A 13,617-nucleotide genomic window follows, 5' to 3' on the forward strand; every position below is an offset into this window, starting at 1 on the left:
TCAGCCGACGATCAGCTCGGTCCACTTCTGGTTGATCCAGTCGGCCTTCGACGTATAGAGGTCGTAGCGCGGGATGATCGGATCGATATCCGACGACACGGCTGCGAACTCTTCCGGCTTGAGGTCGAGCACCTCTTTCTTCAGCGTCGGCGTGGTTCCGACCTTGCGCGACATCAGGCCCTGCATCGACGGCTGGCTCATATAGTCGATGAAGGCATGCGCCTCGTCGACCTTGGTCGAGGCGCGCGACAGCACCCAATTGCCGGAATCCTGGATGCCGCCTTCCTTCGGGAAGGTCGAGCGGACATGGAAGCCGTCGGCGACCGCGAGGCCGGTGACGTCGTGATAATACTGGCCCATCGGGATCTCGCCCGACTTCAGCGCCTGCTCGAACTGCGCCTCGTCGCGATACCACAGCCGGACATTCGGCTTGAGCTCGGCGAGCTTTTCGAACGCCTTGTTCAGTCCGTCCTCGGTGTCGAGCGCATTGGTGCCGCCCATGAAGGTCTTGGCTGTCACTTCGAGCAGGAACGAGTTCGAGGCAAGTGCCAGAAGGCCAAGCTTGTCCTCATTGGCCTTGTCCCACAGAGTCTCCCATGAGGTCGGCGCATCCTTGTAGACGTCGGTGTTGGAGACCAGCGTGATCCACCAGGCGACGGCGCCGATGCCGGCGACCCGGCCATCCGGATATTTGTTGACGAAGCGCGGCAAGAGGTCGTTGTAGTGCTTGAACTTCGACGTATCGAGCGGCGTCCACAATTCGGTCGACTGGCCCTTCAGCGTCGAGGTCTGCGACATCATCGAAAGGTCGGCCGGGGCTTGGCCGGCCTTGGACGCCTGTTCGAGCTGCACCAGCCAGGCTTCGCCGGTCGGCTCGGCGACCGACTCGACCGCAATGCCGGTCGCCTTGGTAAAGTCGGGGAAGACGTGCTCGTCGAAGGATTTCTTGAAATAGCCGCCATAGACGCCGACCTTCAGCGACTTGTCCTGCGCGCGCAGGATCGACGGCATGGCGAGCACGCCGGCTGTAGCGAGGCCCGCACCAAGCACGCCGCGCCGTGTCAGGGATTTTCCAATCAGTCTGTTCATCTGGTTTCTCCTCAGTTGATGCCGTTCTATTCCGGCAGGTTCCCTTCACGCACTGTCGCCCCCTGGCGTCAGTGGGCCGCCGCTCGTTGTTCGAGCGTACGGGCGTATTGCGTCAGTGGAAAGCACATGACGAAGAAGATCAGCGCCACCAGCCCGTAGACCTTGAACGGTTCGAAGGTGGCGTTGTTGATGGCGTTGGAGGTTCTGACCAGCTCCTCGAAGCCGATGATCGAGGTCAGCGCCGTCGATTTGATCAACTGCACCAGGAAGCCGACGATCGGCGCCCTTGTGATCGAGAACGCCTGCGGCAGGATGATCAGCCTGAGCTCCTGCAGGCGGTGCAGGCCGAGGCTGGCGCCGGCATCCCACTGTCCCAACGGCAGCGCATCGACGCCGCTGCGCCAGATCTCGGCCAGATAGGCGCTGGCGAAGAAGGTCAGGCCGAGCACCGCTGCCGTCCATGGCTCGATGCGCAGGCCGAGCATCGGCAGGCCGAAGAACATCAGGAACAGCTGCATCAACAGCGGCGTTCCCTGGAACAGGGCGATGTAGCCGGAAGCGACCCGCTGGCTCCATTTATTCTCTGCGATCCTGAAGAACAGCACGATCAGCCCGACCAGCGCCCCGCCGACGAAGGCGGCCAGCGACAACAGCACCGTCCAGCGGGCGGCGAGCAGCAGATTGCGAACGATGTCCCAGAAGGTGAATTCGATCATGTGACACCTGCCCCCAATACGCGGCGCCCGCCTGTGACCAGCAGCCGGCGCAAGGCCATGGACAGGACGAGGTAGACCAGGGTCACGACGAAATAGGTTTCGAAGGACCGGAAGGTGCGGGCTTGCAGCATGTCGGCCTCATAGGTCAGCTCGCGCACGGCGATCTGCGACACCACGGCCGATTCCAGCATCATGATGACGATCTGGCTGGTCAGCGCCGGGTAGATCACCTTGAGCGCCTGCGGCAGCACGATCTTGATGAAGACCTGGCGCGGTCTCAAGCCCAGTGCAAGCGCTGCTTCCGTCTGTCCGCCGGGCACGGCATCGAGACCGGCGCCGACGATTTCAATGGTGTAGGCCGCCATGTTGAGCGTCATTGCCAGCATGGCGGCCAGGATCGGGTCGAGCCTTATGCCGAGGCTGGGCAGGCCGAAGAAGATGAAGAACAGCTGCACCAGGAACGGCGTGTTGCGCATCACCTCGACATAGACCGCGATGGCGCGCTTCACGAATACCGGGCCGTTGCGCCGGCCGGCAGCGCCCAGGATGCTGAGCAGCGTGCCCACGAGCGTGGTCACGACGATCAACAGGATCGTCGTGGCCGCGCCGCGCGCGATGTCGCCCACAGCGCCTGGGAGCCAGGCAAAGGCCACGAGAACTCAATCCTTGAGGTTGTCGGGATTGAGCGGCGTCTTCAGCCAGGCCTTCGAGCTCTCGTCGAGCTTGCCGTCGGCCAGCATCTTGGCAACCGCATCATTGACCGCCGTCTTCAGCCGGTCCTCTTTCTTGTTGAGGCCGATATGCGAAGGCGAGGTCAAAAGCTGGAACTTCTGCTCCGGCTTCAGCGCGTCCTGCTTGGCCAGCACCTGCGCGCCGACATCATTGCCGACCACCATCAGCTGGGTCTGGCCGGAGATGAAGGCCTGGATGACGGAATTGTAGTTGTCGAAGCGCTTGATGTCGGCCGATGACGGCGCCGCTTCGGTCAACGACGTATCCTCGAGCGTGCCGCGATTGACGGCGATCGACTTGTCGGCGAGATCTTCCTTGCCTTTGATCGAAAGCGCTGCCGGACCGATGACGGCGATGTAGTAGGGCGCATAGGCGGCGGCGAAATCGATCACCTCCTCGCGCTCCTTGGAATAGCCGACGCTCATCAGGATATCGACGCGCTTGTCGGTGAGATACGGGATGCGGTTCTGGCCGGTGACGCTGACCAGATTGAGCTTCACCTTGAGTGAATCGGCGATCGCCTGCGCGACGTCGACGTCGTAACCCTTGATGCTCATATCGGCGCTGGCCGAGGAGAAGGGCGGAAAGTCGGAGAAGATGCCGACATTGATGGCGCCGGCCTTGGTGATGTCGTCGACGGCGTCGGCATTGGCCTGGGAGGCGAAGCCGAGGCCGGCGAGCATCAGCGCGGCGGCGATGGTTGATTTCATTTGGATTGTCATTGGTATTCCCCTTCTGGAAGCTTGTTTGTTTTGGAAACGGCCGCCGGCTCCAGCGCGGCGGCCGCCTTTGCATGTGAAATCCGTCAGGCCCCCTTGCCGGTGATCGCCGGGCTGAACACCATCAGGCTCAGGATCTCGAACAGGACCTGGGCGCCGACATGGGCGGTGTTGGTGGTCGCGTCATATTGCGGCGCCACCTCGACGACGTCGCCGCCGATGATGTTGAGGCCTTTCAAGCCGCGCAGCAGTTCGAGCACCTCGCGCGTCGTCAGGCCGCCTATTTCCGGCGTGCCGGTACCCGGCGCGAAGGCCGGATCGACACTGTCGACGTCGAAGGAAATGTAGGTCGGGCCGTCGCCGACGATTCTGCGCGCCTTCTCGATGATGGCCGGGATGCCGAGACCCGTCACCTCTTCGGCATGCACGACCGTCATGCCGGATTCATAGGTGAACTCCCACAGATACTCCGCCGAGCCGCGGATGCCGATCTGGATAGTGCGGGTCGGGTCGAGCACGCCGTCCAGCACCGCGTTGCGGAACGGTCCGCCATGATGGAACTTGGTCATGTCGAACAGCCCGCTTGTGTCGCAATGGGCGTCGATATGGATCATGCCGACCGGCGCCTTTTTGCCGACCGCCTTCAGGATCGGATGGCTGATCGAGTGGTCGCCGCCGACCGAAAGCGGCAGCACGCCGGCATCGACGATCTGGTTGGTGCGGCGCTCGATGTCTTCGTGGCTGACCTCCAGCCGGTAGCGGCTGCGGAACGGCGTATCGCCGATGTCGGCGACGCGCAGCTCATGCGTCGGCGCGCATTCCAGCACATGATTGTAAGGGCCGATGCGCTCGATGGCGCGCAGCGCCCTTGGCCCGAAGCGCGAGCCGGGCCGGTTGGTGACGCCGAGATCCATCGGCACGCCGATGATCGCCACCTGCAAATCGCCGAAATCCGGATTGTCGGCAGCGATTTCACGGTAGGGCGCGGCGAGGAAGGTGGGGATGCCGGCATAGGGCGCCAGCCTTGTGCCGCTCTTGGAGAAGATCTTGTCCGCGACCTTGCGGAACTTCGGGTCGAACATCTCGCCGCCATGGCTCTCGCCATACTTGCGGCGCAAGGCTTCCAGCTTGCCTCTGTCATAACCCATGTCGGTCTCCTCCTGCGGGCTGATGCATGCGGCCGTGGCGACATCTGCGAACTGACCATCATCCGGCCGGGTCGCTGTCCCGCTGGCTGCCTGTAGATTTCACGTCATTGATGCTGTTGACCTGCCAAAGTGTCCGGCAGCCGCATTGAAAAATCAATTGATATTGTTACGGTGCTGATTGTGAGAAAATCTCACAGAGTATCCGGTTGCTCATGGCCAAGCGTCTGCCCCCCTTGAATCCCTTGCGCGCCTTCGAGGCGACGGCGCGGCATGCCTCGCTGACCAAGGCGGCGAGTGAGCTCAACGTCACCCACGGCGCAATCAGCCACCAGATCAAGGCGCTCGAGCAATCACTCGGCGTAAAACTGTTCGAACGCACCGGACAGCGGGTAAAGCTCACCCCGCACGGCGCCGAATTGCTGCCGGCGGTCTCGACCGCCTTCGACGGCATCGCCGCCGCCACCCAGCGCATGACCAGGCCAGCGAGCGCCGGTACGCTGTCGGTCTCCTGCGTGCCGGCGCTGCTGCTTCTGTGGATGACGCCGCGGCTCGGCAGCTTCATGGCGCAATATCCTGATATCAGGTTGACGCTGATCCCGTCCAACGACCCCAAGGACATCCGCGCCCCACAGGTCGATGTCTGCGTGCTCTATGGCGACGGCAGCTGGACCGATTGCTGGATGCGCAAATGGTCGGGCCTCGAACTGTTCCCGGTGGTCAGCCCGACGCTGATCAACAACCGGCCGCTCCGCATCTGCCGGGATCTTGCTGGCCATGTCATCCTGCATGGCGATGATGGCCGCGAATGGCACACCTGGCTGGCCGCCGCCGATGGGCTCGACCTCGAACGTGGCCGCCGCCACCATCTCGGCGACGCCCGTACGGCGATCGAAGCCGCGGTGCACGGACATGGCGTGGCGCTCGGCGATTCCGTCACCGCCAGCATGCTGCTCGCCAGGGGCCTGCTGGTGGCGCCGTTCAGCCTGTCGGTGCCGGCGGTCGACGATTTCTACGTCGTTTGCCGCAACGAGATGCGTTCGGCGCCGATCGTGCAATTGTTCGTCGACTGGCTGTTTGCCGAAAAGGAACAAGCCGACAGCCGCGCCGACGCGCCGGTGGCCGGCCGCATCGGCAGCCGCCGGAAGCGTCCGGCGCTGCGGGTGGTGGGCGCCAAGAGTTGAGGCTGGACCGGAGCGACTGCTTTTTGTCGGGCCAGCCCGGAAAGCGGGAGGCGCTTTCAAAAATTCAATGCTAATAAGCTCTTGCCAGGCAATTCCAGGAAAAATGTGCGGCGGTTTCCCGTCCGGAATTGGGTAAGACGGACGTGAGCAGCGAAGGCGACGGCAGGACATGGCAAGAACTGATATAGCGCGGCGCGTCTACAACCACACCTGGAAGCTGGACCCGATCGTCCGCAGCCTGCTCGACACCGATTTCTACAAGCTTCTGATGCTGCAGATGATCTGGGGCATGTACCCCAAGGTCGACGCCACCTTTTCACTGATCAACCGCACCACCTCGGTGCGCCTGGCCGACGATATCGACGAAGGCGAACTGCGCGACCAGCTCGACCATGCCCGCACGCTGCGCTTCTCCAAGAAGGAGATGATCTGGCTCGGCGGTAACAATTTCTATGGCCGCAAACAGATCTTCGAGCCGGAATTCCTCGCCTGGCTGGAAGGTTTTCGGCTGCCCGACTACGAGCTCTCCAAGCGCGACGGTCAGTACGAGCTCTCCTTCAGCGGTCCCTGGATGTACACCACCCTGTGGGAAATCCCGGCGCTGGCGATCATCAATGAGCTTCGTTCCCGCGCCGCCATGCGCGCCTTCGGTCCCTTCGCGCTTGACGTGCTCTATGCACGCGCCAAGGGGAAGATGTGGGCCAAGACCGAACGCTTGAAGGCGCTGCCTGGCATCCGCATCTCCGATTTCGGCACCCGCCGCCGCCATTCCTTCCTGTGGCAGCGCTGGTGCGTCGAGGCGCTCAAGGAAGGCATTGGCGAAGCCTTCACCGGCACCTCCAACGTGCTGCTGGCCATGGACAACGACCTCGAAGCGCTCGGCACCAATGCGCATGAGCTGCCGATGGTTTTCGCCGCCCTTGCCAAGTCGGAAAAGGAATTGAAGGAATCTCCCTACAAGGTGCTGCAGGACTGGCAGCGCTATTATGGCGGCAACCTGCTGATCGTGCTGCCCGACGCTTTCGGCACCGCATCCTTCCTGCGCGACGCGCCGGACTGGGTCGCCGACTGGACCGGCTTCCGCCCCGACAGTGCGCCGCCGATCGAAGGCGGTGAAAAAATCATCGACTGGTGGCGCGAGAAGGGCAAGGACCCCAGGCAGAAGCTGCTGATCTTCTCCGACGGGCTCGAGGTCGAAACCATCGAGGAGACCTACAGGCACTTCAAGGGCAAGGTGCGCATGTCCTTCGGCTGGGGCACCAACCTCACCAACGATTTCGAAGGCTGCGCGCCGACCGAAACCAACAGCCTCGATGCGATATCGCTGGTCTGCAAGGTGACGGAGGCCAATGGCCGGCCGGCGGTGAAGCTGTCGGACAATCCGGCGAAAGCGACGGGCGACAAGAAGGAGATCGAGCGCTATCTCCGGATTTTTGGGGCGAAGGACCGCGTGGAGCAGCTGGTCAAGGTTTGAGGGTCGGCGGGTGCCTTGCTGGACGAAATGGAAATCGCGATAGCGTGAGTTCCCGCCCACCCCCCTCTGTCCTGCCGGACATCTCCCCCGCAAGGGGGGAGATTGGCAGCGTCGAGTACCGCGCCTCTTTCTTCACCCTTGAAAGTTGGCGAAAGCCCCGGCGACATCCAATCTCCCCCCTTGCGGGGGAGATGGCCGGCAGGCCAGAGGGGGGTGTGAAGGATCGCGTCAGGCTGACATATGTCGCCTGCTCCCCCACCCTCACACTCCTCCCCACCCCTGCCTTCGCCCACGCCTCCGACCGCGGCCACGTCCTCCTCCTCCCGACCGGCTACTACATCGCCGGCGGCGCGCTTGCCGTCGCGGTCAGCTTCCTCGTCCTCGCCCTGCTGCCACCCGCAACCCTCGACCGCTTCTGGCGCCGCCGCCTGCCGCTCTTCCCATTCGCCGACACCGCCCGCATAATCATCAGCCTCATCTCCTTTGCCGGCTTCGCAACCCTCATCGCCGCCGGCCTGTTCGGCAGCCGCGACCCGCTCTCCAATCCGCTGCCGCTAACCATCTGGACGCTGCTCTGGGTCGGCCTTGCCATCGCCCAAGGCCTGTTCGGCGATCTCTGGTCGTGGCTGAACCCATGGTATGGCCCGTGGCGGATCGTAAGCCGCCTGTTCGAGCTTCGTGGCGGTGAGGGACAGGAATCGCGTTTGCCTTCATGGCTCGGCTGCTGGCCGGCCGTTATCCTGTTCTTCGCCTTCGCCTGGTTCGAACTGATCTATCCGGCGCCCGACGATCCGGCGCGGCTGGCCTATGCCGCCGGCCTCTACTGGTTGCTTACCTTCATCGCCATGCTCGCCTTCGGCTACCGCGATTGGAGCCGGCGCGGCGAATTCCTGACGATCTTTTTCGCCATGGTGGCTCGTTTCGCCATCGTCGAGCGCGATGAACACGGCCGCCTCGCTCTCTGCTGGCCCGGCGCAAAACTGCTCGGCGCAGCGCCCCTGCCGGCAAGCGGTATCGCCTTCCTGCTGCTCAGCCTGTCATCGGTGTCCTTCGACGGCCTGTCGAAAACCTTCTTCTGGCTCGGCCTGTTCGGCATCAACCCGCTGGAATATCCCGGCCGCACCGCGCTCATCGGCATAAGCAGCTTTGGCCTCGTGCTGACCTTCGTCTTGCTCGCGGCGGCATTCCTGCTGGCCGTCATACTCGGCCAGCGCCTTGCCGGCAGCCGACATTCCCACGGCGAGGCCGCCGGGCTGCTGGTCTGGTCGATCGTACCGATCGCGCTCGCCTATCATGTCGCGCACTATCTGACGGCGCTGCTGGTCGACGGCCAGTATGCGATCGCCGCTTTGTCCGACCCGTTCGCGCTGGGATGGAACCTGTTCGGCGCCGCCGACATGCAGATCGAGGCCGGCATCGTCGCCGGGGCCCACTCCGCCTGGTGGCTGTGGAACCTGCAGGCCGGCATCATCATCGCCGGGCACATGCTGGCGGTGCTCGTTGCCCATGGACTGGCCTGGCGACTGCACCAGGTGCCATCGCGCGCCGCCCTCAGCCAGTTGCCGCTCACCATGCTGATGATTGCCTACACGATCTTCGGCCTGTGGTTGCTTGCCACGCCGACGGCCGGATGAGACAAGCTGATCAATATGCCTTTGCGGAAAGCCCGCTTGCAAGCTCTGTGCTTTGGTGATTTAGTTTGTACACATGCAATTTCTGCCCCTCCTGCAAGGGAGTGGCCTTGCCTCGTTACAGACAGTCAAAACTCAAAAACAGGGGAACTGCCGTGACTGACAAGAATGGGTTTTTCGATCTCTCCAAATCCACCCTTAGCCGCCGCACCGCGCTGAAAGGTCTCGCCGCCGGCGCCGGGCTGACGCTCGCGCCCGGCTTCGTCCGCTACAGCCAGGCGCAGAGTTCGGCGCCAATCAAGATCGGCTTCCAGTCGCACCGCACCGGCATCGGCGCCGCCTATGGCCGCTGGTATGAAAAGACCAGTGCCGCCGCGGTCAAGGCGATCAACGACGCCGGCGGCATCAATGGCCGACCTGTCGAACTGGTGATCGAGGATGACGGCACCGATCCCGGCCGTGGCGCCGAGGTGGTCGGCAAGTTCGCCACCCAGCACAAGACCGACATCGTCTTCGGCACGCTGTTCTCGCATGTGGTGATCGGCTCGGCGCCGGCCGCCGGCGAAAACAAGATCCCGTATTTCGTCGTCAGCGAAGGCCACCACGTCGCTTCGACCAAGCTCAACCGCTACGTCTTCCAGCCTGGCATCACCGATGTGAAGAGCCAGATCCAGTCGATGGCGCCGTGGATCGCGGCCAATGCCGGCAAGAAGGTGACGCAGATCTTCCCGGATTTCGCCTTCGGCTACGACCATCGCGACTACCTGCCGCCGGCGCTGAAGGCGCAAGGCGCCGAGGTCATCGCCCAGATCGCCATCCCGCCGACAGAGTCGTCTTTCACGAAATACTTCCCGCAGATACCCGCCGAGACCGAAGTCATCTACCACGTGATGGTCGGCCCGGCCGTGCTCACCTTCGTCAAGGAACTCGGCGAGTTCTACGGCTCCAACCGGCCGCAGCTGTTCGGCTTCATCGATTCGCTCGAAGCCACCGACATCAACAGCCCCGGCCTCGAATTCCTGGACGGCAGCCATTTCTGGGAAGGCTCGCCGCGCTATGCCCAGGCCAATGACTCGGCCGCGCAGAAAGCCTACCGCGCCGCCGTTGGCATCGACGAAAATGGCGCTGCCGTTGGCGACCCCAAGGACGTCTCCACCGCCGCCCACATGTTCGGCTGCTGGGAGACGCTCTATGTCGTCAAGAAGGCGATGGAAGACGCCGGCTACAAGGGCCCGGAAGACCGCGCCAAGCTGGTCGAGGCGACCGAGGCGCTGACCGAATTCGCCGAAGGGCCGGAGCATCCGCAGGGGCCGAAGACCTTCAACGGCAAGATCCACCAGTGTTTTGGCATCCAGAACATCTCCAAGGTCGAAGGTGGCAAGCTGAATGTCGTCCACAAGACCAAGATCGAGGACGGGCTTTACGAGGCCGAAGGGGATTATACGACGCAGGCGCTGTGAGGCGCCTTACCCTCCCCTTTGTGGGGAGGGTCGGCACGCAAGCTTCGCACTTTTGCGAAGCTTGCGAGACGGGGTGGGGGTCGCGACGGCCCGTGCCCAACCCCCACCCGACCGCTGCGCGGTCACCCTCCCCACAAGGGGAGGGTAAGGGCGCCCTGAATGCATTTCGGACCCCATCTCCTCCTCGCCGCCCTCGAAGGCCTTGTCACCTCCGCCGTGTTGGCGCTGACGGCGCTTGGGCTGTCGCTGGTGTTCGGCGTCATGCGCGTCGTCAACGTCGCCCATGGCGAGTTCTTCATGCTGGGCGCGGTGCTGGCCTGGGCGATCTCGACGGCGATACCCGGCCATCCCACGCTCGGCTTCCTGGCGGCGCTGGTGATTGCGCCGCTGATTGTCGGCGCCATTGCGCTGGTCGCCGAGCGGCTTGTGCTGCGCCGGCTCAATTACAATCCGGAAGCCACCATCGTCGCCACGATCGGCATGCTCTACATCATCCAGCAGCTGGCGTTGAGCTTCTATGGCCCGGAAGCCCGCCCGGTGGAGCCGCCCTTCAGCTACCGCATCCTTTTGCCCTGGTTCGGCTATTCCGGCTACAAGCTGTCGATCATTGCCGCTTCGGCCCTTCTGCTCATCGCCACCTGGCTGGTGCTGACGCGCACCAAGATCGGCCTCATCATGCGCGCCACCCAATATGACAGCGAGACGGCGCAGGCCTTCGGCATTCCGGTCGACCGCGTCTATGCCGGCGTCTTCGGGCTCGGCGCCATGCTGGCGGCCATCGCCGCCGTGCTGATCGTGCCGATCAGTCAGGCGCATTATCTGATGGGACAGGACCCGCTGCTGTTGTCCTTCATCGTCGTCATCATCGGCGGCCTCGGCTCGCTGCGCGGCACCGTCGTCGCCGCCGTGCTGATCGGCCTGTCCGACGGCATCATCTCGGTGTTCTTTTCGCCGACTTTGGCCAAGATCATCGCCACGCTGCTGGTGGCCATGGTGCTGGTATTCCGGCCGCAGGGCCTGTTCGGGCAGGCGTCGCGATGAGCGAAGCTTCGCCGGCAAAAGCCTATGCATTGCATCTCGGCGTCATCGCGCTACTGTTTGCGCTGAGCTTCGTCCTGCCCGACTACCATCATGGCCTGCTGGCCCGAATCATGGTGCTGGCGGTGTTCGCCATGGGCTACAACATGCTGTTCGGCTATGTCGGCCTGCTCAGCCTCGGCCACGCCATGTTCTTCGCCGCCGGGCTCTATGGCGCTGGTCTCGCGGTCATCCATCTCGGCTGGAGCGTGCCTTTGGCTTTCCTCGCCGGCATCGCCTGCGGCGCGCTGCTGGCACTGGTGATCGGCCTGCTGGCGCTGCGCACCACCGGCGTCGCCTTCATGATCGTCACCATGATGTTCGCGCAGGTGTTTTACCTCGTCATCCTCTATTTCGCCGCCTGGACCGGCGGCGACCAGGGTCTGGTCGTGCCGCAGCCGGCGCGGGTTCTGGCCTTCGGCGCGACATCGCTCGACCTAACCAACCCGACCGTGCGCTACATGAGCGCGCTGGCGCTGTTCTCGGTCGTGCTGCTGATCACCCTCGCCATCGTCCGCTCCCGCTATGGCCGCGTGCTGGTCGCGGTGCGCGAGAACGAGGAGCGCACGAAAATGCTGGGCTACGACACCTTCTCCAACAAGCTGATCGCCGTCGTCGTCTCCGGCACCATCTGCGCCGCCTCGGGTGCGGCCTATGCGCTGCTGTTCGGCTATGTCGGCTCGAGCTTTGCCTCGGTGCAGTATTCCATCCTGCCGCTGCTCTGGGTGCTGCTCGGCGGCGCCGCCACGACGCTGGGCGCGCTGCTCGGCACGGTGTTCATGTACTATGTCATCGACACCGCCAGCGGCTACACCTCCGCCTATCTCCTGATCGTCGGTATTGCGCTCATCCTGCTGGTGCTGTTTTTCCCCAAAGGCATTCTGGGCACCATCCGCCAGCGCTGGCTCGGGTGGCTCCCATGATGCCGTTGCTGACCACCAAAGGCCTGGCGCGCAGTTTCGGCGGCCTGCGCGCCGTCGATGGTGTCGATTTTCAGCTGATGCCGGGCGAGATCCGCGCCGTCATCGGCCCCAATGGCGCCGGCAAAACCACCTTCGTCAGCCTGGTCAGCGGCCGCATTCAGCCATCGTCCGGCATGATCGTCTTCGACGGCGCCGACATCACCAGCCAGCCGGCCTATCTCAGGGTGCGCCGGGGCATCGCCTACACCTTCCAGATCACCAGCGTCTTCGCCAACCTCTCTGCCTACGATAATGTCGCGTTGCCGGTGCAGCGCACGCTGACCGATGGCCGCTCGAAAGGTGCGGTGCGCACCGGCGTCATGGCCGCGCTGGAACGCACCGGACTTGCCGGCCGCGCCCATATGCCGGCCGGCCAGCTTTCCTACGGCCACCAGCGCCTGCTGGAAGTCGCGATGGGCCTGGCGCTTAAGCCGCGGCTTTTGATCCTCGACGAGCCGACGCAGGGGCTGGCCGACAGCGAGATCGACAATTTCATCGGACTGGTGCGCGAGATTGCCAAGAGCGCCACCGTGCTCCTGATCGAGCACAACATGCCGGTCGTCATGCAGCTGGCCGACCGCATCACCGTCTTCAACGCCGGCAGGATCCTGGCCGAAGGCACGCCCGAACAGGTTCGCGCCAACACACAGGTGCAGGAAGCCTATCTGGGGACGGCGCCATGAGCGAAGCCCCCAAGACTGAGGCCCACGAGACTGAAGCGTTGACCATCTCCAGGCTCGATTGCTTCTATGGCGAGGTCCAGGTGCTCTACGAGCTTGATCTCGTGCTCAACAAGGGCGAGGTGCTGTGCCTGTTCGGTCGCAACGGCGCCGGCAAGACGACGGCGCTGAAAGCGATCATGGGGCTGGTTCCGTCGAGCGCCGGCTCGATCCGGCTCGCCGGCAAGGAGTTGACCGGCCTGCCGGCGCATGAGGTGCCCAAGGCCGGCGTCGCCTATGTACCGCAAGGCAGGCGGCTGTTCGCCGAGATGACGGTGGCGGAAAACATCGAGATCGGTCTGATGGCGCGCGGCAAGGGCAGAGCGACGCGCGAAAGCGTGCTCGATCTCTTCCCGCTGCTGCGCCAGCGGCTGCGCCAGCGCTCCGGCACTTTGTCCGGCGGCGAGCAGCAGATGCTGGCCATGGCCCGTGCGCTTTGCCTTGAGCCGCAGGTGCTGTTGCTAGACGAGCCGACGGAGGGGCTGATGCCGTCGATGATCGCCAAGATCCGCGAGACGGTGGTGAAGCTGCGTGAGCTAGGTGTCTCCACCATTCTGGTCGAACAGCGCGTCGACGCCGTGCTGTCCGTCGCCGACCGCGTCTGCTTCATCGAAAACGGCCGTAACCGCGAGACGGTGGATGTCGAACAGCTTCGCGCCGATCCGTCGGCGGTGCGCCGATATGTGGGCGTCGGCTAAGATTACCCTCC

At 63.8% G+C, this 13,617-nt stretch carries 13 protein-coding genes; 8 read left to right on the forward strand and 5 right to left on the reverse strand.

Features of this window, described 5'->3' with window-relative positions; genetic code table 11:
• The 5 genes from X727_RS142925 to speB form a co-directional block, all read right to left on the reverse strand.
• The gene (locus X727_RS142925) at positions 1–1,080 is read right to left on the reverse strand and encodes an extracellular solute-binding protein (RefSeq protein WP_031193903.1); all 1,080 of its coding nucleotides are present in this window, start codon (positions 1,078–1,080) and stop codon (positions 1–3) included.
• A gap of 77 nt (positions 1,081–1,157) precedes the next feature.
• A complete protein-coding gene (locus X727_RS142920) occupies positions 1,158–1,805 on the reverse strand; it encodes an amino acid ABC transporter permease (RefSeq protein WP_023739697.1) in 648 nt (215 codons plus the stop codon).
• Positions 1,802–2,458, reverse strand: a complete 657-nt coding sequence (locus tag X727_RS142915) for an amino acid ABC transporter permease (protein WP_023671277.1) — start codon at positions 2,456–2,458, stop codon at positions 1,802–1,804. Before X727_RS142915 ends, X727_RS142920 begins: the two co-directional genes overlap by 4 nt.
• Before the next feature lie 6 nt (positions 2,459–2,464).
• A complete protein-coding gene (locus tag X727_RS142910) occupies positions 2,465–3,259 on the reverse strand; it encodes a transporter substrate-binding domain-containing protein (RefSeq protein WP_023695894.1) in 795 nt (264 codons plus the stop codon).
• Between the two features lie 83 nt (positions 3,260–3,342).
• Complete coding sequence (speB, locus tag X727_RS142905) at positions 3,343–4,404, reverse strand: agmatinase (RefSeq protein ID WP_023671279.1); 1,062 nt, start codon at positions 4,402–4,404, stop codon at positions 3,343–3,345.
• A gap of 212 nt (positions 4,405–4,616) precedes the next feature.
• Between speB and gcvA the strand changes: the two genes are divergently transcribed.
• From gcvA to X727_RS142865, 8 genes are all read left to right on the forward strand, one after another.
• On the forward strand, positions 4,617–5,585 hold the full coding sequence (gene gcvA / locus X727_RS142900; protein WP_023671280.1) for a transcriptional regulator GcvA: 969 nt from the start codon (positions 4,617–4,619) through the stop codon (positions 5,583–5,585).
• A 169-nt stretch (positions 5,586–5,754) separates the two neighbouring features.
• Positions 5,755–7,059, forward strand: coding sequence for a nicotinate phosphoribosyltransferase (gene pncB / locus X727_RS142895; RefSeq protein WP_023683568.1), 1,305 nt, complete (start codon positions 5,755–5,757; stop codon positions 7,057–7,059).
• 191 nt (positions 7,060–7,250) lie between these two features.
• Positions 7,251–8,693, forward strand: coding sequence for a hypothetical protein (locus X727_RS142890; protein WP_023745848.1), 1,443 nt, complete (start codon positions 7,251–7,253; stop codon positions 8,691–8,693).
• A 152-nt stretch (positions 8,694–8,845) separates the two neighbouring features.
• The gene (locus tag X727_RS142885) at positions 8,846–10,150 is read left to right on the forward strand and encodes an ABC transporter substrate-binding protein (protein ID WP_023689191.1); all 1,305 of its coding nucleotides are present in this window, start codon (positions 8,846–8,848) and stop codon (positions 10,148–10,150) included.
• Positions 10,151–10,309: 159 nt separating this feature from the next.
• On the forward strand, positions 10,310–11,191 hold the full coding sequence (locus tag X727_RS142880) for a branched-chain amino acid ABC transporter permease (protein WP_023671284.1): 882 nt from the start codon (positions 10,310–10,312) through the stop codon (positions 11,189–11,191).
• Positions 11,188–12,150 carry a branched-chain amino acid ABC transporter permease gene (locus X727_RS142875; RefSeq protein WP_023689192.1) on the forward strand — a complete coding sequence of 321 codons (963 nt, stop codon included), beginning with the start codon at positions 11,188–11,190 and terminating at the stop codon, positions 12,148–12,150. Before X727_RS142880 ends, X727_RS142875 begins: the two co-directional genes overlap by 4 nt.
• Positions 12,147–12,872 carry an ABC transporter ATP-binding protein gene (locus X727_RS142870; RefSeq protein ID WP_023693111.1) on the forward strand — a complete coding sequence of 242 codons (726 nt, stop codon included), beginning with the start codon at positions 12,147–12,149 and terminating at the stop codon, positions 12,870–12,872. Before X727_RS142875 ends, X727_RS142870 begins: the two co-directional genes overlap by 4 nt.
• The gene (locus X727_RS142865) at positions 12,869–13,606 is read left to right on the forward strand and encodes an ABC transporter ATP-binding protein (RefSeq protein WP_023707773.1); all 738 of its coding nucleotides are present in this window, start codon (positions 12,869–12,871) and stop codon (positions 13,604–13,606) included. The genes X727_RS142870 and X727_RS142865 overlap by 4 nt, the downstream gene beginning before the upstream one ends.
• Positions 13,607–13,617: the final 11 nt, after the last annotated feature.

Source organism: Mesorhizobium sp. L103C105A0 (assembly GCF_000502215.1).
GTDB lineage: Bacteria > Pseudomonadota > Alphaproteobacteria > Rhizobiales > Rhizobiaceae > Mesorhizobium.

Excerpts from the sequence above, each read along its gene's own strand:
- speB (WP_023671279.1), bottom strand. The coding sequence starts at position 4,404 with ATGGGTTATGACAGAGGCAAGCTGGAAGCCTTGCGCCGCAAGTATGGC.
- X727_RS142875 (WP_023689192.1), top strand. The coding sequence starts at position 11,188 with ATGAGCGAAGCTTCGCCGGCAAAAGCCTATGCATTGCATCTCGGCGTC.
- pncB (WP_023683568.1), top strand. The coding sequence starts at position 5,755 with ATGGCAAGAACTGATATAGCGCGGCGCGTCTACAACCACACCTGGAAG.
- X727_RS142880 (WP_023671284.1), top strand. The coding sequence starts at position 10,310 with ATGCATTTCGGACCCCATCTCCTCCTCGCCGCCCTCGAAGGCCTTGTC.
- X727_RS142870 (WP_023693111.1), top strand. The coding sequence starts at position 12,147 with ATGATGCCGTTGCTGACCACCAAAGGCCTGGCGCGCAGTTTCGGCGGC.
- X727_RS142920 (WP_023739697.1), bottom strand. The coding sequence starts at position 1,805 with ATGATCGAATTCACCTTCTGGGACATCGTTCGCAATCTGCTGCTCGCC.
- X727_RS142890 (WP_023745848.1), top strand. The coding sequence starts at position 7,251 with ATGGCCGGCAGGCCAGAGGGGGGTGTGAAGGATCGCGTCAGGCTGACA.
- X727_RS142865 (WP_023707773.1), top strand. The coding sequence starts at position 12,869 with ATGAGCGAAGCCCCCAAGACTGAGGCCCACGAGACTGAAGCGTTGACC.
- X727_RS142910 (WP_023695894.1), bottom strand. The coding sequence starts at position 3,259 with ATGACAATCCAAATGAAATCAACCATCGCCGCCGCGCTGATGCTCGCC.
- gcvA (WP_023671280.1), top strand. The coding sequence starts at position 4,617 with ATGGCCAAGCGTCTGCCCCCCTTGAATCCCTTGCGCGCCTTCGAGGCG.